This is a genomic window from Citrobacter sp. Marseille-Q3906 (genome assembly GCF_916618775.1).
Taxonomy (GTDB): Bacteria; Pseudomonadota; Gammaproteobacteria; order Enterobacterales; family Enterobacteriaceae; genus Citrobacter; species Citrobacter murliniae.
Window position 1 is genome coordinate 1,129,187 of the sequence record NZ_CAKAKA010000002.1, and the last position, 17,625, is coordinate 1,146,811.

Annotated in this window: 17 protein-coding genes; 6 read left to right on the top strand and 11 right to left on the bottom strand. The window is 53.3% G+C overall.

Annotated features, from left to right (window positions below; translation table 11 throughout):
- Positions 1-4: 4 nt before the first annotated feature.
- The 5 genes from yajD to sppA form a co-directional block, all read right to left on the bottom strand.
- Positions 5-349, bottom strand: coding sequence for an HNH nuclease YajD (gene yajD / locus LG384_RS09695; protein WP_003832478.1), 345 nt, complete (start codon positions 347-349; stop codon positions 5-7).
- Between the two features lie 97 nt (positions 350-446).
- A complete protein-coding gene (locus LG384_RS09700; protein WP_225760825.1) occupies positions 447-1,700 on the bottom strand; it encodes a glycoside hydrolase family 18 protein in 1,254 nt (417 codons plus the stop codon).
- A 232-nt stretch (positions 1,701-1,932) separates the two neighbouring features.
- On the bottom strand, positions 1,933-2,571 hold the full coding sequence (gene pncA, locus LG384_RS09705; RefSeq protein ID WP_370637081.1) for a bifunctional nicotinamidase/pyrazinamidase: 639 nt from the start codon (positions 2,569-2,571) through the stop codon (positions 1,933-1,935).
- A 14-nt stretch (positions 2,572-2,585) separates the two neighbouring features.
- Entirely contained in the window at positions 2,586-3,602 is a 1,017-nt protein-coding gene (gene ansA / locus LG384_RS09710) for an asparaginase (RefSeq protein WP_048221612.1), read from the bottom strand.
- 57 nt (positions 3,603-3,659) lie between these two features.
- On the bottom strand, positions 3,660-5,516 hold the full coding sequence (sppA, locus tag LG384_RS09715; RefSeq protein WP_045441999.1) for a signal peptide peptidase SppA: 1,857 nt from the start codon (positions 5,514-5,516) through the stop codon (positions 3,660-3,662).
- A gap of 175 nt (positions 5,517-5,691) precedes the next feature.
- Between sppA and LG384_RS09720 the strand changes: the two genes are divergently transcribed.
- From LG384_RS09720 to topB, 3 genes are all read left to right on the top strand, one after another.
- Positions 5,692-6,243 (top strand): NAD(P)H nitroreductase, encoded by a 552-nt coding sequence (locus LG384_RS09720; RefSeq protein WP_045442001.1) that lies wholly within the window; start codon positions 5,692-5,694, stop codon positions 6,241-6,243.
- A gap of 116 nt (positions 6,244-6,359) precedes the next feature.
- A complete protein-coding gene (selD, locus tag LG384_RS09725) occupies positions 6,360-7,403 on the top strand; it encodes a selenide, water dikinase SelD (RefSeq protein ID WP_045442004.1) in 1,044 nt (347 codons plus the stop codon).
- Between the two features lie 4 nt (positions 7,404-7,407).
- A complete protein-coding gene (gene topB, locus LG384_RS09730) occupies positions 7,408-9,357 on the top strand; it encodes a DNA topoisomerase III (protein ID WP_045442006.1) in 1,950 nt (649 codons plus the stop codon).
- Between the two features lie 39 nt (positions 9,358-9,396).
- Here topB and gdhA read toward each other — a convergent pair whose 3' ends face one another.
- The gene (gene gdhA / locus LG384_RS09735; protein WP_225760826.1) at positions 9,397-10,740 is read right to left on the bottom strand and encodes an NADP-specific glutamate dehydrogenase; all 1,344 of its coding nucleotides are present in this window, start codon (positions 10,738-10,740) and stop codon (positions 9,397-9,399) included.
- 237 nt (positions 10,741-10,977) lie between these two features.
- Here gdhA and LG384_RS09740 point away from each other — a divergent pair, with 237 nt between their 5' ends.
- Entirely contained in the window at positions 10,978-11,253 is a 276-nt protein-coding gene (locus LG384_RS09740) for a YnjH family protein (protein WP_045442011.1), read from the top strand.
- Here the strand turns inward: LG384_RS09740 and LG384_RS09745 are convergent.
- The gene (locus LG384_RS09745; protein WP_136345532.1) at positions 11,213-11,629 is read right to left on the bottom strand and encodes a pyrimidine (deoxy)nucleoside triphosphate diphosphatase; all 417 of its coding nucleotides are present in this window, start codon (positions 11,627-11,629) and stop codon (positions 11,213-11,215) included. The genes LG384_RS09740 and LG384_RS09745 overlap by 41 nt on opposite strands.
- Positions 11,630-11,705: 76 nt before the next feature.
- On the opposite strand from LG384_RS09745, the gene LG384_RS09750 reads away from it, so the two are divergent.
- Both LG384_RS09750 and LG384_RS09755 read left to right on the top strand, forming a co-directional pair.
- Positions 11,706-12,275, top strand: a complete 570-nt coding sequence (locus tag LG384_RS09750) for a carboxymuconolactone decarboxylase family protein (RefSeq protein ID WP_045442014.1) — start codon at positions 11,706-11,708, stop codon at positions 12,273-12,275.
- Complete coding sequence (locus LG384_RS09755) at positions 12,268-12,891, top strand: CDP-alcohol phosphatidyltransferase family protein (RefSeq protein ID WP_045442017.1); 624 nt, start codon at positions 12,268-12,270, stop codon at positions 12,889-12,891. The genes LG384_RS09750 and LG384_RS09755 overlap by 8 nt, the downstream gene beginning before the upstream one ends.
- Before the next feature lie 7 nt (positions 12,892-12,898).
- Here the strand turns inward: LG384_RS09755 and LG384_RS09760 are convergent, their stop codons facing one another.
- The 4 genes from LG384_RS09760 to LG384_RS09775 all read right to left on the bottom strand — a co-directional run bounded on the left by LG384_RS09760 (position 12,899) and on the right by LG384_RS09775 (position 17,603).
- Complete coding sequence (locus tag LG384_RS09760) at positions 12,899-14,206, bottom strand: sulfurtransferase (RefSeq protein WP_048222712.1); 1,308 nt, start codon at positions 14,204-14,206, stop codon at positions 12,899-12,901.
- Between the two features lie 87 nt (positions 14,207-14,293).
- The gene (locus tag LG384_RS09765) at positions 14,294-14,926 is read right to left on the bottom strand and encodes an ATP-binding cassette domain-containing protein (RefSeq protein WP_045442020.1); all 633 of its coding nucleotides are present in this window, start codon (positions 14,924-14,926) and stop codon (positions 14,294-14,296) included.
- Positions 14,926-16,461, bottom strand: coding sequence for a thiamine ABC transporter permease (locus tag LG384_RS09770; protein ID WP_225760827.1), 1,536 nt, complete (start codon positions 16,459-16,461; stop codon positions 14,926-14,928). Before LG384_RS09770 ends, LG384_RS09765 begins: the two co-directional genes overlap by 1 nt.
- Entirely contained in the window at positions 16,434-17,603 is a 1,170-nt protein-coding gene (locus tag LG384_RS09775; RefSeq protein ID WP_225760828.1) for an ABC transporter substrate-binding protein, read from the bottom strand. Before LG384_RS09775 ends, LG384_RS09770 begins: the two co-directional genes overlap by 28 nt.
- Between the last annotated feature and the right edge of the window lie 22 nt (positions 17,604-17,625).

Genomic DNA, 17,625 nt, shown 5'->3' on the forward strand with positions numbered 1-17,625 from the left:
TTTGTTATTTCTTGTTCATCATCGCTTTAAGATCGGCAAACGGGTTATATTTCGCCTCGCCAACCGCTTTTTGCGCATCTTCACCCGCAACCACCGTTGAACCATACTGGTCCGCTTCCGTATATTTGGAATGCTCATGATCGTGGCAATACAGGCACAACATCTCCCAGTTGCTACCATCTTCCGGGTTATTGGAGTGATCGTGATCGATATGGTGCACTGTCAATTCACGCAGGTTGGAATAGACAAACTCACGGGAACAGCGTCCGCAAACCCAGGGGAAGAGTTTAAGTGCCTTTTCCCGGTATCCGACTTCCAGACGGGCATAATTTTTAGGGATAAAAGCCATAACGCTTCATGCCTCCTGTAGAAAATAAAAAGCCGCACCAGAGCAGCCTGGTGCAGCGGATTGTGATAATCATAACCTATTGTGCCAGGCGTTGGGATCAGTGTTTAATCCCTAACGACTCGGCCAGCTGCTTCGCTAACTGATTTTTATCATCTGCGCCGTACTCCCAGAACATTGCCCCTCCCAACCCCTTGCTCTTGATATAGTCCGCTTTGATGGTGACCGAACGCGGGTTTTCAAAAGAGAGGGCGAAAAGTGCTTTACCGTCGGCAGACTGTACTGACAACCACGGCACTTTGGCCTCATCATCCCAATGCTGACTAAAGCGCTTTTGTGGATCGTTGATTAACTTAGCCACGATATCGTTGTACTTCACATAGGTATCTTTGCTCAGATCAACCCCCAACGATTTGAACAACTCAATGTGTTGTGGTTCGAAGTAGGGTTGGGTTGCCGGATTTTTCTGGGCATCAGGTTTGCTCCAGTCAATACCAGGTTCGATGGCGCGTTTTGGTACCCGGCCGTAGAAGCCAATCCCGAGATTCATCTGACCTGGTTTTAATCCTGCGGCGAGATAGTTATTGACCACAAAATCGGCGCTGTATTTATCTGCTGCAGCCACCGTTGGCCACTGGGTCGAATCATACAGGTTTGAGTTGAAGTACTGAGTACCGTAAGCCATGTCGTAGGTCATCAGGTTGATATAATCGAGCAACGGGGCAATCGCTTTCACATCTACCCAGCTTTTCGGACTTTCAGCGTTCGCTCCAACGGCGATAGTGACCAGCTTATTATGGCCAAATGTGGCGCGTAGCTCTTTCAGTAACGCGGTAAAGTTATCGCGGTCAGCCGGTTGGCTTTCGACCAGCCCCCATGCGCCGTTGACCGGATATTCCCAGTCGAGATCGATGCCATCCAGGCCATATTTCTCAACAATCGCCTGTGCAGACTGAATAAACACCGTGCGGGATTCCTGCGTAGCCGCCGCGCCAGAAAATCCGCGCGCCCCCCAACCCCCAACAGAAAGCAGAACTTTAAGGTTTGGGTTTTGCTTGCGTAGCACCGGAATTTTTTGCAAATCAGCCTGTACTTTTTCTGACAGCCAAATCTGGTGTAGCTTGCTGGCGTCTTTCAGGGCGTCATTGGTTTCGTCTTTTTCATTGTTGTAGACAAGACCAAACGAATAGTTGAGATGGGTTATCTGGCGGACATCCAGCTTATTGATATCACCGCCAGGGCCGGCAGTAACATCGCCACCGCCGTTAAAGTAGCCGACAGACATCAGGGAGTTTGCGGAAACAACGCTTGCACAAAGCAGGGGTAATGCTGCCAACAAAGACAATAGTTTCATCGGTGTTCCTCTTTGACATTTAAAAAAGCAAACACGCCACGCCAGTGGGTGGCGAAAAAAACAGCTCTTGCAGACTAACAGTTTAAAAAAAGGAAAAATGCGAAGCTGTTCACGCCATGCTGGCGAAGCGGCGAAAGCGATGTGTCGGGTCTCGCGGGGATACCAGAGAAGGCCGAGAGGGGAAGTTAACAGGGGACCTGGTGACGACATAAGTTCCGCCACCAGGCATGGTTTAACGCTGGGTTTCTTCCCAGTCTGTCAGCGTGTACAGCGTTGCACCCGCTGCCGCCATTTCCATAAAAGCATGCGCGCTATCTTGCGGCTGAATGTTCACACCACGACAGCCATCAGTAATGACGTTGACGGTATAGCCAAGATCCAGCGCATCAAGAACAGTAAATTTAACGCAATAATCAGTTGCCAGGCCCATGATGATGAGTTCAGCAATACGATTCTCCAGTAGCCACGCATTCAGCGCAGTTGCCTGTCGACGGCCGTTATCAAAAAACGCGCTGTAGCTGTCGACCAGCGGGTTCTCGCCCTTACAAAAGGTCTTATTAATTGCGAGTTGGTTCAGCAACGGATGCAGGGCTGCACCCTCAGTATTCTGAACACAGTGATCCGGCCAGAATGTCTGCGGCAGACCGTCAAGTTGTCCCTGACTGTAGGGCGTGACATGATGCTGGCTGGCAAAACTACCGTGATTTGCCGGGTGCCAGTCCAGACTGGCAACTATCACGTCACCACGCGATGTACACCAGTCAATAAGACGATTGGCGACATCCACGGTGCTATCTCCCTCAGGGACGGCGAGAGCACCGCCTGCACAAAAGTCGTTTTGTAAGTCAACCAGCAGTAATGCTCTGGCCATTATCGTTTACTCCTCTATTCGTCCGGCGTGAGCTCACCACGCAGGTTTTGCGTCATCGCCGTGCGAATGGCCTGCGTATCCAGCCCCTGGCTCAGCAAGTAATGCAGCTTGGTGAGCGTTGCTTCAACGGTCATATCCGCGCCACCAATAACCCCGGCATGCGCCAGCGCATTCCCTGTTGCGTAACCGCCCATGTTCACCTTGCCGGACATACACTGGGTGAGGTTAACCACCACAATGCCACGCGAGCTCGCATCTTCAAGCTCTTTCAGGAACTCTTTATTTTGCGGCGCATTGCCCACACCGTAGGAGCGAAGAATTAATGCTTTTACCGGCTGGCGCAGGAAATTGCGCACCACGTCAGCGGAAATGCCAGGGTAAATAGTGACGACGCCAATCGGCTGCGGGGTGATAGGGTGAACAATCAGTTCGCCTGCCCCGTGTGGCGCTGGTGGCGTTCCCAGGCGGCGGATATGGATCCCGGCTTCCAGCAACGGGGCAAGGTTTGGTGAGGCGAAGGCGTCAAAACCGTCGGCATGGGCTTTGGTTGTACGGTTACCGCGAAACAGTCGATTGTTGAAAAACAGGGTAACTTCGTTGATGGGGTAATTCGCTGCGACGTATAGCGCATTCAGCAAATTGATTTGTCCGTCAGAACGAAGCTCTGCCAGCGGTATTTGTGACCCTGTCACAATTACCGGTTTACCCAGATTCTCCAGCATAAAAGAGAGCGCTGAGGCAGTAAACGCCATGGTGTCGGTGCCATGAAGGATCACAAAACCATCGTAATCGTCGTAGTGCGTTTTAATGTCTTCAGCAATATGCTGCCAGTCTTCTGGCGTCATATCGGATGAATCCATCAGCGGGACGTATTCGTGGATAGTGAAATCAGGCATCTCGGGGCGGTGGAATTCAGGCATCAATGCCAGTTGGCGCTGAAGATGGCCGGAGACCGGAATATAACCTTGTTCTGAGCGCTGCATACCAATAGTACCGCCGGTATAGGCAACGTAAATCGATTTCTTCTGCATGACTTTTTCTTCTGTCTCAAAGAAAAACCCCTCTTCATCCCGAAGAGGGGTCAAGAGTTAGCGAACGTTGGCGCAGGTCAGACAAAACGCATAACGGTTCTGCGGATCGTTAAACGCCGCCAGCTTATCGCCTTCGGCTTTTACCGCACTGGCAGCAGAGGCCAGCGGTGCCGGAAGCATTGCCTGGATGGCTTGTGGCAGCATGGCGCGAACTGAACCCGACATACTGTCCATAACCATATCGACGAATGTCGGTTCGTCCTGATAATACTCAATGTGCCATTGTTTCAGTTTGGCAAGCTCTGCCGCTTTTGTCACCGCATCGTCAAAGTCGCCCAGACTGTCCACCAGACCGTTAGCTTTCGCATCCTGACCGGTCCAGACGTGGCCCTGAGCAATCTTATCAATCTGCTCTGGCGTAGTCTTACGTGCATCCGCAACCAGCGTGATAAAGCGCTTATAGCCATTCTCAATGCTCAGTTGCATCATCTGCTGGACTTCTGGCGGTAACGCTTTGGTGATAGAAATATCAGCCAGCGGCGAGGTTGAAACGCCATCAGTATGGATGCCAATGGAATCCAGGCTATTTTCAACGGTGTTGATAACGCCAAAAATACCGATTGAACCAGTCAGAGTACTGGGGTTTGCCACAATGTAGCTTGCCGGTGTGGAGATCCAGTAACCCCCTGAAGCCGCCATACCGCCCATAGAAACGACCACCGGTTTACCCGCAGCCTTAGCTGCAGCCAGTTCAGAGCGAATCACTTCAGAGGCGCTGACGCTACCGCCAGGACTGTTAACGCGCAGAACAATCGCTTTCACTTTTGGATCGAGGCGTGCTTCACGGATCTGTGCGGCAGTGGTGTCACCGCCTACGTTCCCTGGTGTTTCTTCCCCGTCCATAATTGCGCCATTGGCGAAGACCACGCCTATGCTGTCACCGGTCTCAGCCGGGGTTTTCAGCGAGTAATCGTAATAGCTGACGGCGCGGTAATTTTTGTCCGCTTTGCTCCAGCCAAACTGTTTAGTCAGCAGTTTTTCGACTTCAGCGCTGGAGGCGAGGGCGTCGACAAGTTTGTTATCGAGGGCATACTTAGCGGTATCGCCATCCACTTTCGTCAGACCGTCCAGCATCGCCTGCGCGCCCGGGAACACCTGCTGGGCCGGGATCTGGCGATTGGCCGCAACGGTGTCGAGATAGTTTTGCCATAACTCGCCAATCCAGCGGCTGTCGGCTTCACGTGCGGCCGGGGACATATCGTCACGAATAAACGGCTCAACGGCGGATTTATAGGTCCCGACACGGAATACGTGGGTGGAGACTTTCAGCTTATCCAGCAGTGACTTGTAATACAGGCCATTGGTAGCAAAGCCGTGCAAGTCAACCGAACCTTGTGGGGAGAGCCAAATTTTGTTGGCAAAACTGGCGAGGTAATACTGACCCTGGCTGAAGTTATCGCCGATGGCAAAAACGGGTTTCCCGCTGTCGCGGAATTCACGCAGCGCTTTACCGATGTACTGCATGGAAGGCTGATCGGCCCCGGCAAAGTTTTTCAAATCCATTACGATGCCGGTAATGTTGCGGTCATCTTTCGCCTGGCGAATGGTATTCACGATGTCGAACAGAGAGTTTTCCTGTAGACGATCCGAGCTGGCGCCAAACAGCTGGCGACCAATGACGCTTAAGCGACTGGTACTTGAGGGCTTGTCGACAATCACCCCTGAGATATCGAGCAGCAATGCGCCACGTCCGGCCTGTTCGCTGGTATTAGTGCTACTGACCTGCATCCAGATACCGACGCCAACCAGCACCAGAAAGATAAAGAACAGGTTAAGCACAAATTCACGGACGAAATTCAGTAATCGCCACGTCCATTTAAAAAATCCGGCAATAAATCGCCACAGGGTTCGCATGTATTCTCCCTACAGATTAACAACACGCCTCCCCGTTAGACGGGAGAAAGGCGTTAAGATGTGGCTATCGTAATGACCCGACAGGCACTTGTCAGCAGGAATCACCGCCTGTGCTGTAACAAAATCCACTCACGTGTTAATTTTGTGAACAGATTTCATTGTTGGAGTTAAGCAAATGGATGCACTCGAATTACTTTTGACTCGTCGTAGCGCTTCTCGCCTTGTCGAACCGGCCCCGGCGGGGGAGCAGTTACAAAACATTCTGCGGGCGGGGATGCGCGCACCTGACCACAAATCTTTGCAGCCATGGCGCTTTTTTGTGATAGAAGGCGATGGTCGCGAGCGTTTTAGCGCTGCGCTGGAAAAAGGTGCGATTGCCGCACAGGGCGACGAAAAAGCGGTAGAAAAAGCGCGTAGCGCGCCGTTTCGTGCACCGCTAATTATTGCAGTAGTGGCAAAATGCGAAGAAAACGGCAAGGTTCCTCTCTGGGAGCAGGAGATGTCAGCCGGTTGTGCGGTAATGGCTATGCAGATGGCGGCGATTGCACAAGGCTTTGGCGGGATCTGGCGTAGCGGTGCCTTAACGGAAAGCGCGGAAGTGCGTGAGGCTTTTGACTGTCGACCACAGGATAAAATTGTTGGTTTCCTCTATCTGGGTACACCGCAGCTAAAAGCTTCCACCTCGATTAGCCTTGCCGATCCGACCTCATTCGTCCGTTATTTCTGATATCAACGGCAAAACTGTCTGGATTATGAGCAAAGACACCCTAATTCAGACAGTCACTCTTACCACATCATGGAATGAGCGCTACCATATCCGGATTGCAATGACAGGAGATGTCCATGAGCGAGCAAGCTATTCGTTTAACGCAATACAGCCACGGAGCCGGTTGCGGTTGTAAAATTTCCCCCAAAGTGCTGGAAACCATCCTGCACAGTGAGCAGGCGAAGTTCGTCGATCCAAACTTACTCGTGGGTAATGAAACCCGCGATGATGCGGCAGTGTACGATCTGGGAAATGGCACCAGCGTTATCAGTACCACCGATTTCTTTATGCCGATTGTCGATAATCCGTTTGATTTTGGCCGTATCGCTGCGACCAACGCTATCAGCGATATCTTCGCGATGGGCGGCAAACCGATTATGGCAATCGCTATTCTGGGCTGGCCTCTCGATAAGCTGGCACCGGAAATTGCCCGTGAAGTCACCGAAGGCGGACGCTTCGCCTGTCGTCAGGCGGGTATTGCCCTGGCGGGCGGTCACTCTATTGATGCTCCGGAGCCGATTTTTGGTCTTGCGGTTACAGGCGTCGTTCCTACCGAACGCGTGAAGAAAAACAGCACCGCCGAGGCGGGATGCAAACTGTTCCTCACCAAGCCTTTGGGAATTGGTGTGCTGACTACCGCAGAGAAAAAATCGCTGCTCAAGCCTGAACATATTGGGCTGGCAACGGAAGTGATGTGTCGCATGAACGTCGCGGGTGCAGCGTTTGCGGATATTGAGGGCGTGAAAGCCATGACCGACGTGACCGGTTTTGGTCTGCTGGGACATCTGAGTGAGATGTGTCAGGGCGCGGGTATCCAGGCGCAGATCGTTTATCAGGACATTCCAAAGCTCCCTGGCGTTGAAGAATACATTGCGCAGGGCGCAGTACCGGGTGGTACGCAACGTAATTATGCCAGCTATGGGCATCTGATGGGCGAAATGCCGAAGTCGGTACGTGACCTGTTGTGCGATCCGCAAACTTCGGGTGGTTTGTTGCTGGCGGTAACGCCGGAGGCCGAAGCCGAAGTCAAGGCGGCGGCTGCGCAGTTCGGTATTGAACTCACTGCGATTGGTGAACTGGTGGAAGCTCGTGGCGGTCGCGCCATGGTTGAGATCCGTTAACTTGATGCGGTTGTTTATTGCCGAAAAACCGAGTCTGGCTCGCGCTATTGCAGATGTGCTACCTAAACCGCATCGCAAAGGTGATGGTTTTATTGAATGCGGAAATGGGCAAGTGGTGACCTGGTGCATCGGTCATCTGCTTGAACAGGCGCAGCCAGATGCCTATGACAGTCGCTATGCTCGCTGGAGTCTGGTCGACTTGCCGATTGTCCCGGAAAAGTGGCAGCTACAGCCGCGTCCCTCGGTGACCAAACAGCTCAACGTGATTAAGCGCTTTTTACATGAAGCAAGTGAAGTTATTCACGCGGGAGACCCCGATCGTGAAGGGCAACTGCTGGTGGATGAAGTGCTTGATTACCTGCAACTCGCCCCAGAGAAACGTCAGCAGGTACAACGTTGCCTGATCAACGATCTTAACCCACAGGCGGTGGAGCGGGCGATTTCCCGCCTGCGCGCTAACAGTGAGTTTATCCCGCTATGCGTGTCGGCGCTGGCGCGTGCGCGTGCGGACTGGCTGTATGGCATCAATATGACGCGAGCCTACACCATTCTTGGGCGTAACGCGGGCTATCAGGGGGTGCTCTCCGTTGGTCGCGTACAAACACCGGTTCTCGGACTGGTGGTTCGCCGTGATGAAGAGATTGAAAACTTCGTCGCAAAAGATTTCTTTGAAGTGAAAGCACATATCGTGACGCCTGCCGATGAGCGGTTCACCGCTATCTGGCAACCCAGCGAAGCGTGTGAGCCGTATCAGGATGAAGAAGGACGTTTGCTTCACCGCACGCTGGCAGAACACGTGGTAAATCGTATCAACGGCCAGCCTGCAATTGTCACCAGCTATAACGATAAACGGGAATCAGAATCCGCACCGTTGCCGTTTTCGTTATCGGCGTTGCAGATTGAAGCGGCTAAACGCTTCGGTTTAAGTGCGCAAAATGTGCTGGATATCTGCCAGAAACTGTACGAAACCCACAAGCTGATTACCTATCCACGTTCCGATAGCCGCTATCTGCCGGAAGAGCACTTTGCCGGACGTCATGCGGTAATGAACGCTATCAGCGTTCATGCGCCGGATTTGTTACCGCAGCCAGCGGTTAACCCCGATACGCGTAATCGCTGCTGGGACGATAAAAAGGTGGATGCGCACCACGCCATTATTCCCACAGCGCGCAGTTCATCCATCAATCTGAATGACAACGAAGCGAAGGTGTATAACCTGATTGCGCGTCAGTATCTGATGCAGTTCTGCGCAGATGCAGTATTCCGTAAATGCGTCATTGAACTGGACATTGCGAAAGGGAAATTTGTTGCCAAAGCGCGTTTCCTCGCCGAAGCAGGATGGCGTACGTTGCTCGGCAACAAAGAACGCGATGAAGACAACGATGGCACGCCGCTGCCGGTAGTGGCAAAAGATGATGAGTTGCTGTGCGAAAAAGGCGAAGTCGTTGAACGCCAAACCCAGCCGCCGCGCCACTTTACCGATGCTACGTTGCTGTCGGCGATGACCGGGATTGCGCGGTTTGTGCAGGATAAAGATCTGAAAAAGATCCTTCGTGCAACCGACGGTTTAGGAACGGAAGCCACGCGCGCCGGGATTATCGAACTGCTGTTTAAGCGCGGATTTTTGGTGAAAAAAGGCCGTTATATACACTCAACGGACGCCGGAAAAGCGCTGTTCCATTCGCTTCCTGAAATGGCGACGCGCCCGGATATGACCGCGCACTGGGAGTCGATTCTGACACAAATCAGTGAAAAACAGTGTCGTTATCAGGATTTTATGCAGCCGCTGGTAGGGACGTTGTATCAGCTTATCGATCAGGCTAAACGTACGCCGGTGCGCCAGTTCCGCGGGATTACCGCTCCGGGTGGTGGTGAGAAGAAAAAGAGTGCGCCGCGCAAACGCTCGGCGAAAAAAAGCCCGCCATCAGTTGAGGCGGGCGGAGATACTGCGTAAGCCTGATGAGCTCAGCATCATCAGGCAGAAGGGGCAAGATCAGATAACACCCTGACCCAACATCGCGTCGGCAACTTTCACAAAGCCCGCGATGTTGGCACCGCGCACGTAGTTGGTTTGTTTGCTCTCGCCACCGTACTCGACGCAGGCATGGTGAATATCCAGCATGATGTGGTGCAGGCGCGCATCAACTTTCTCTGCTTTCCAGCCAAGACGCGCAGCGTTCTGCGCCATTTCCAGACCTGACGTCGCCACACCGCCAGCGTTGGCCGCTTTACCCGGTGCAAATAATACGCCCGATTCGAGGAACAGATCGGTTGCTTCGATGGTGGTCGGCATATTTGCGCCTTCAGCGACGGCTTTCACACCGTTAGCGATCAGCACGCGAGCGGCGTCGACATCAAGTTCGTTCTGTGTGGCGCACGGCAGAGCGATATCTACCGGCACAGACCACGGCTGCTTGCCTTCCAGATAAGTCAGACCAAATTCACGGGCGTAATCCGCCACGCGTCCGTCACGACTGTCTTTGATCGCGCACAGACGTGCCAGTTTTTCTTTGGTGAAGCCGCTTTCGTCTACCACGGTGCCGCTGGAGTCAGAGGCAGTAACCACTCGAGCCCCGAACTCCATCGCTTTTTCAATGGCGAATTGCGCCACGTTACCGGAACCCGAGACGGCGTCACGCATGCCTTCAAAACCCAGGCCATGACGTTTAAGCATGGCTTCGGTAAAGTACACCAGACCGTAACCGGTCGCTTCCGGGCGGATCAGGCTGCCGCCAAAGGAGAGACCTTTACCGGTAAAGACGCAGGCGCTGTTGTTGGACAGTTTTTTCATCATCCCGGCCATAAAGCCAACTTCACGACCGCCTACGCCTATATCGCCCGCAGGCACGTCGGTATCTGGCCCTAAGTGGCGGAACAGCTCGGTCATCAGTGCCTGGCAAAAACGCATCACTTCGCCTTCACTTTTGCCTTTTGGATCGAAATCGCTCCCGCCTTTACCACCGCCCATCGGCAGCGTGGTGAGGGCGTTTTTAAAGGTCTGCTCGAAGCCGAGGAATTTCAGGATCGACAGGTTTACCGACGGATGGAAACGCATGCCGCCTTTGTAAGGACCAATTGCAGAACTAAACTGCACGCGCCACGCACGGTTTACCTGTACCTGATTCCGATCGTCCAGCCAGACTACGCGGAACTGAATCACGCGCTCAGGCTCGACCAGACGTTCCAGCAATGACATTTGACGATAGCGCGGGTTTTGTTCAAGAAATGGCCACAGCGTGGTCATTACTTCACGAACGGCTTGCGCGAACTCCGTTTGATTCGGGTCGCGCTTTTGTACATGGTTGAGAAATGACTCCAGAGAACGTGTCTGATCCATAGATATAAAAACCTCTTATGTATTGATATGGTTATATTTTTGATATTTGTGTTAAGTGTTTTGCAGTTTTTGACTATACCATCAGCCATGTGACGAAACGCAAGAAAAAATTAACCCCGCTAAGGAAATTAATATTGCGACGTGGGTCATAACCAAAAACGATGATGGAAGGGACTAAAGTTTCTGCCGGTATCTACCGTTATACTGAGCATTGATGTCAGTTTAAAAGGAAAGAGTATGCGCCGTCTTATTATGGCTGGAGTGCTGGTGATGTTATCCAGCGCGACACTGGCAAATCAGTTATATCGTCCGGATGTGCAAGTGAATGTTCCGCCAGAGGTGTTTAGCTCCAGCGGACAACGTGCACAACCCTGTAATCAGTGCTGTATTTATCAGGATCAGAATTACTCAGAAGGGGCGGTGATAAAAGCCGATGGTGTACTGTTACAGTGTCAGCGCGACGAGAAAACCATCAGCACGAATCCGCTTGTCTGGCGTCGCGTAAAAGGATAAACGCCTCCAACAACGGAATGTCAGCAGGCGCCAGCGGATAACGCAGCGCGTCCTCTGGCGTACACCAGACCAAATCCTGATGCTCATGAGCCTTCAGTTCGCCCTGATAAGCCGGAACATGCCAGGCATGCAGATGTATCAACCGGCCTGATACTTGGCGCTGATGGCTGGCAACGTATTGCCCAATGACTGCCTCGATACCCAGCTCCTCCCGCAGTTCACGAATCAGCGCCTGCGGTTGGCTTTCTCCTGGCTCAACCTTACCGCCGGCAAACTCCCACATTCCTGATTGGTCGGCATGCTCCGGGCGTTGAGCGAGTAAAATATTGCCATCATGTTCAATAATAGCGGCGACAACGTCGAGGGTTTTCATCATATTCATCAAGATTCAACATCAGAAGATGACATACTATCGCTATCTTTGTTTTATCTGAAGTATTCAGGAGTCACCGTTGAACGATCCTCAGTCGTGGGTAAAGCCGTTAACGCGTATCCCTTCCAGTTTAAAACCGCTTGTGGCCACACAGAAAAAACACTATGGCGATGTATTACATCCCACGCGATGGTGGGGGCGGGTGCCGTTTCTGTTCTGGTTGGTAGCGTTGTTTGTCGGATTTCTGGAGCGAAAACGCTCGCGATTAACGCCGGTGATGCGGGCGCTATTGATGACACGGGTTTCTCAGGCGTGCCACTGCGCTTTTTGCATTGATGCCAACAGTTTACGTCTCGCCGAACGTTGTGGCGCCCTGGATAAAGTGTTGCAGGTCGCAGACTGGCAAGCGTCAACGCTGTTCAGCGAAGAAGAGCGTGTGGCACTGGCCTATGCGGATGCGGTTACCGCCACGCCGCCACAGATTGATGATGGACTGAAGGCGCAAATGAAGCAGTATTTTACCGACGACACGATTACCGAAATGACTGCGCTAATCGCCTTTCAAAATCTCTCGGCGCGCTTCAATGCCGCGCTGGATATACCCTCACAAGGATTATGCGACAATTTGAAAGGACACCCGCATGCTTGACCGTCATCTTCACCCGCGATTAAAACCACTTCTGCACCAGTGCGTACGGGTTATTGATACACCCGCTATCACGCCGGATGGCCTGACGCTGGTAGGTTTCGCTATTGGCGTGCTGGCTTTGCCATTTCTGGCATCAGGCTGGTATCTGGCCGCGCTGGTGGCCATTGTGCTCAATCGTCTGTTTGATGGTCTGGATGGGGCGCTGGCGCGTCGCAGAGGATTAACCGATGCGGGGGGATTCCTCGACATTGCGCTCGACTTCCTGTTTTACGCCTTAGTACCGTTTGGCTTTATTCTGGCGGCACCGGAGCAAAATGCGCTGGCGGGTGGCTGGTTGCTATTTGCTTTTATTGGCACTGGCAGCAGTTTCCTGGCCTTTGCGGCACTGGCAGCGAAACACCAGATTGATAACCCTGGCTATGCACATAAATCATTTTATTATCTGGGTGGACTGACCGAAGGCACTGAGACAATTATGTTGTTTGTTCTGGGCTGCCTTTTCCCTGGATATTTTGCAGTGATGGCCTGGGTGTTTGGCGCGCTGTGCTGGATGACAACCTTTACGCGGATCTGGAGTGGCTACCTGACGCTGAAGTCACTTCAGCGTCAGGGCTAGCGAGAGGTTACTGACTGCTTTCCGGGCCGCGTTCACCGCTGGCAACCGGGTTTTTCGGATGGCTGCTCCACTCGTACCAGCCGCCGTCATAGACGGAGACGTTTTTCCAGCCCATCGCGCGGGCATACATAAACGTCTCAGAGGCGCGCCAGCCGGTGCCGCAATAGAAAGAGACCTGCTGATCCGGCAGGATATTCCACTGCTTCCACATTGCGGCGATGTCATCCGCGCTACGCATGGTGCCGTCCGGGTTATGGAAATCTTCCATATGCGTGGAGTCGCTCCCTGCGTGGCCCCAACGAGCGCCTGCAATCTCACCTTTTGGCTTAATGTAGCTGTATCCGCTGGTGGTGCCGACAAACTCTGGCCACGAGCGGATGCTGACCAGCGACGCGTCCTGGCGGTGCAGCAGGCCACGCGCCTGTTCCATATCCAGCATTAGCTGCGGTTGGGCAGGGATCGTTACGCCGAAATTCGGTTCTGGTTTCACCGTTGGCGCAGTACCGCGTTCAACCGGTAATCCTGCATCGGACCAGGTTTGCCAGCCACCGTCGAGCAGGCGAACGTCTTTTACACCCGCGTACAGCATGATTTGTGCGACACGTGCTGCGGCGTAAACATCGCGGCCATACAGAATGACCGTTGTGTCGTGGCGAATTCCATGTTTTGCCAGCATCGCTTTTAGCTGAGCGTCCGAGACTTTATTCCACAGCGGTTCGCTTTCGACTTCGTTAGTATCAATGTATCCGGCTCCCGGGATGTGGCTGAGCAGATAGAGTTTCGGCGCCCCCCAAGCGGCCTCGATCACTTTCCAGTCGCCAGCCGGTTTAGCTGTGACCTCTTTACCCTGTTGAAGGTCGTGCAGCCACTGCGGATAGACCAGTTGTTCGAAGTGCGGCAGGCGTTGCAAGCGAGCTGGATCCTGCAGCGCATCGCTGAGCGTTGAAATATGGCTAAAGCCGGCCTTTTGCAGGCGATTTTTGACGGCCTGCATATCAGTGTCGTTGCCATAGAGTGCAACCGGGGCATCGGTTTTTAACTGATGTTGATGAACCCAGGCGGAGAGTTGCTCATCATTCATCTTGTCGAGCCATGCGGCAGACAGATTCAGGGCGGAAGGTTCATGTCCAGAAGGGCCATTAAGCGATTGCGGCCAGCCGTTATAATAAGCGCTCTGACGGGTATCGATTGCCGCGCCTTGTTTTTGCTGTAACTGGTTGAAGGTGAGCGTCTGCGCGGTTTCAGCAGCCCAGGAAGAAGCGCAAGCCAGCCCTAAAGCCAGTGCCAGCGCGGTCATTTGAGAAACACGTTTCATCGAATAGCCCGACGTTGAAAAAAGAAGACGACATTCTGTGCCGCCAGTTAAGTAAAATCCTTGCGTTAACGCAGCATATCGCCACATTCACGTCCACTGCACCATCTGCAAAACAGAACCCCCAGGCGGCACGTCCTGCGCGTCATGGGTAACCTGTACCACGGGAATACCCTGCTGATGAACTTCGTTAAACACCCACTGACGAAATGTGTCGCGAAGCGACGTATCCAGGCGACTGAACGGTTCGTCCAGTAGTAGCGCCTGTGGCTGTGCCAGCAGCGCGCGCAGCAGCGCGATACGCGAGCGCTGTCCCCCGGACAATGACGCCGGATCGCGGTGAAAAAAACCGGCCAAATCTGCACGTTTAAGAGCGTGTTCAACTTCATCGCGTCTGGCGGAGCCTTTCAGGGAAGCCGGTAATGCCAGCAGTAAATTTTGCCCAACGCTGAAGTGGTCGAACAGCAGTGCATCCTGGAACAGGATGCCAATCTGACGTTGTGCTGTGGGCAGTGAATCAATGCGTTTATCGTTGAGCCACAGTTCGCCAGACGCCTGAAGTTGAGGCGAAAGGGCTCCAACCATCCATGAAAACAGCGACGACTTGCCGCTGCCCGATGGGCCCATAATAGTGACAATGTCACCTTTCTTAACCTGGAAATTGACTGCTTTTAGCAGCACGTTCGCACCCTGACATAGTGAAACGTTTTTCACGATAAGCATTAACGGAGTCCTTGTCGTAAGCGGCCAATCCACGCAGAGAGTAATGCCGCCAGTGCGAAAACCAACAGAGGCAACAGAAGCTGCCATAACGCCTGTGTTGCAAGCATAGCGGTGCTACCGCCGCTGCTCAATGCCACAGCTTCGGTAGTGAGCGTGGGAAAACGCCCGGCGCCTAACCACAGGGTGGGCATGTACTGGGCGATGCTGACGGAGAATCCTACTGATAAGGCAATCAGCGCCGGGCGCAATAACAGCGGGCATTTTACCTGCAAGAAGATGCGGCCCTGCGTCCAGCCAAGAGTTTGGGCGATCAAAATCAGTCGTGGATCAATACGCTGCCACGCCGGTTTGAGCACAAACAGCATCCATGGCGTTACCCACAGCAGATGCCCCCAGATAACCGTCAGGAACAGACCATCCAGCTCCGCGTGTAGAGCCAGCGTATATTGCCCGGTGACCAGGGGTAGCGCAGGCAGGATAATCGGCAGCCACACCCAATTATTCCCACTTTGTGGTCCCCATTCCAGCCATAAGAAAAGTGTTATTAATGCCAGTACACTGGAGATTAATCCCATCTGCAGGCTGGTCAATAGTGTCTCAGGAACCACCGAAGAGAAGTCTGCAACCCATACCAGAATCCCTGCACATAACACACCGCTAACGGGTAGTAGTTGTGCCAGTGAGCGCCCGGATGAACAGGAGGACAAACGTTGACGTACTCCGCTTATCGCCGGGATTGCTCGTTGCCAGCATCGCCAGAAAAGAAAACCGATCAGTGCGAAAATGGCCAGTAACAGCACCAGTAGCAAACTGGCAAGCGCACCTTTCGTCTGCTGGTCGCTGTCTCCCTGACTGAGCCATTGCCAGCTCAATACAGCAAGCGTCGGCGGATTGCCAGGTCCGAGGATTATCGCCACATCAACGACGGACAACGACCAGGCAACTACGGCCAGCATAACTTTACCTAATGCCGGGGCGATGGAAGGTAATACCAGCCAGTTCAGGCATTGCAGTCGGCTATAGCCCAGTGAGTCCAGGACGATAACCTGCTGCGAGAGCTGTTTTTCGCTCAACAGAGCGGAGAGGATCCATAATACAAAGGCGCTCTCTTTAACCGCCAGCGCAATGCCAAGGCCAATTCCGTAGCGGTCGGTCTGCGGGGTAAGAAAGGGCAGTGCGCGATAGAACATACCGCCCTCAGCAAATAGTAACAGGACGCTGGTGGCAAATGCCACGTGTGGAATGGCCAGCAACCAGGGGAGTCGGGTACACAGACGAGCCCAGCCCGCGCCGGGCCATAATGCGAGGAGCGCCAGCAGTGCAATGACCAGCGCAACAGTGGCTGCCAGGGTAACGGAAACCAGCGTCGCCAGTAGTGCCTGCGGTAACTGTGGATCGGCAAAAAGCGCCAGCCAGTTGAGGCTGGTAAGCGCAGGTGTGATGAGATCGAAAGCAGCGGGCACCAGCGGCGAATAGATTGCCGCCATGATGCCCCATATCAACAGGATTAATGCGTACCGTAACGGCGTAGCCATTCTTGTTCCAGTGCGTTTACCCAGGCTGCATGGGGTTCAGGAAGTACAGCGGGCAGGTCTTTTGGGATCCGTGCCAGTAGCGCTTCACGCTGCTCAGCGGGTAGTTTTTGCGGGTCAAGCACCGAAGGATCGCCCCAGTAAGTGGGATCGGCCTTACGCAGTTGCGCTTCGGGAGAGAGCAGGAAATTAGCGACGACTTGCGCCCCGGCTCTGGCCCGTGTGTTAGCCGGAATAGTGACAAAATGCACATTGCCAATCATCCCTTGTGAAAAGCCAAAACTGTAGCTGTTTTGAGGCAATTCACCGCTGGCCACTTTTTGCTGGGCGTGCGCGGGATTAAAGGTCAACGACAAACGCAGCGATCCGCTATTCAATAGTGCATCCATGCGCGCAGGAGTGGGAGGAAAGTCTTTACCTTCACGCCATAACATGGGATGTAATGTATCAAGATACTGCCACAATGGGGCGGTAACGTCGGCAAACGTCGCAGGTTCGGGCGCAATTTTCAGCGCTTGTGGCTGAGTGGTGAGCATAATTAACAACTGTTCGAGAAATGCTGTACCGGTAAAATCAGGGGGACGCGGATAGGTCACCGTACCGGGATAGGCTTTAGCAAACTCCAGTAATGCCTGCGGTGTTTGTGGTGGTTGTTTGCTAACATCGCGATTGGCGATAAAGGTTAACTGCGCGCCGCCCCACGGCGATTCAGCCCCGTCAGTCGGGATGGAGAAATCTTCGCTCACAGGCTTCAGGGTATCAACGTAGCGCCAGTTGGGCAGCGTTTGCGCCCAGTGCGTTTGTAGCAGATTAGCCTCTTTTAGCGTACGGAAATTTTCGCCGTTAACCCACAGCAAATCGACTGAGCCGCCGGTTTTACGCCCTGAAGCGGCTTCCGTTTGAATGCGTTTAACGGCATCGGCTGCATCTGCCAGACGTACGATTTTCAGGTTAATCGCGTAATGTGTTTTCATCTCACCGCTAACCCAGTCGAGATACTGGTTAACCGCGTTATCGCCTCCCCAGGCGTTAAACCAAACCGTTTGCCCTCGGGCTTCGTTTTTGATCTGCTGCCAGTTCGCATCCTGCGCAAAAGTTGCCAGGGGGAAGAGCAGTAAACCAAGGCACAATAAGCAGTAACGCATAATATTTCCTTGATAATGAGTG

What these genes read in the sequence shown, in the direction of transcription:
- yajD (WP_003832478.1), bottom strand. Translation starts at nt 349, where the DNA reads ATGGCTTTTATCCCTAAAAATTATGCCCGTCTGGAAGTCGGATACCGG.
- LG384_RS09700 (WP_225760825.1), bottom strand. Translation starts at nt 1,700, where the DNA reads ATGAAACTATTGTCTTTGTTGGCAGCATTACCCCTGCTTTGTGCAAGC.
- pncA (WP_370637081.1), bottom strand. Translation starts at nt 2,571, where the DNA reads ATGGCCAGAGCATTACTGCTGGTTGACTTACAAAACGACTTTTGTGCA.
- ansA (WP_048221612.1), bottom strand. Translation starts at nt 3,602, where the DNA reads ATGCAGAAGAAATCGATTTACGTTGCCTATACCGGCGGTACTATTGGT.
- sppA (WP_045441999.1), bottom strand. Translation starts at nt 5,516, where the DNA reads ATGCGAACCCTGTGGCGATTTATTGCCGGATTTTTTAAATGGACGTGG.
- LG384_RS09720 (WP_045442001.1), top strand. Translation starts at nt 5,692, where the DNA reads ATGGATGCACTCGAATTACTTTTGACTCGTCGTAGCGCTTCTCGCCTT.
- selD (WP_045442004.1), top strand. Translation starts at nt 6,360, where the DNA reads ATGAGCGAGCAAGCTATTCGTTTAACGCAATACAGCCACGGAGCCGGT.
- topB (WP_045442006.1), top strand. Translation starts at nt 7,408, where the DNA reads ATGCGGTTGTTTATTGCCGAAAAACCGAGTCTGGCTCGCGCTATTGCA.
- gdhA (WP_225760826.1), bottom strand. Translation starts at nt 10,740, where the DNA reads ATGGATCAGACACGTTCTCTGGAGTCATTTCTCAACCATGTACAAAAG.
- LG384_RS09740 (WP_045442011.1), top strand. Translation starts at nt 10,978, where the DNA reads ATGCGCCGTCTTATTATGGCTGGAGTGCTGGTGATGTTATCCAGCGCG.
- LG384_RS09745 (WP_136345532.1), bottom strand. Translation starts at nt 11,629, where the DNA reads ATGATGAAAACCCTCGACGTTGTCGCCGCTATTATTGAACATGATGGC.
- LG384_RS09755 (WP_045442017.1), top strand. Translation starts at nt 12,268, where the DNA reads ATGCTTGACCGTCATCTTCACCCGCGATTAAAACCACTTCTGCACCAG.
- LG384_RS09760 (WP_048222712.1), bottom strand. Translation starts at nt 14,206, where the DNA reads ATGAAACGTGTTTCTCAAATGACCGCGCTGGCACTGGCTTTAGGGCTG.
- LG384_RS09765 (WP_045442020.1), bottom strand. Translation starts at nt 14,926, where the DNA reads ATGCTTATCGTGAAAAACGTTTCACTATGTCAGGGTGCGAACGTGCTG.
- LG384_RS09770 (WP_225760827.1), bottom strand. Translation starts at nt 16,461, where the DNA reads ATGGCTACGCCGTTACGGTACGCATTAATCCTGTTGATATGGGGCATC.
- LG384_RS09775 (WP_225760828.1), bottom strand. Translation starts at nt 17,603, where the DNA reads ATGCGTTACTGCTTATTGTGCCTTGGTTTACTGCTCTTCCCCCTGGCA.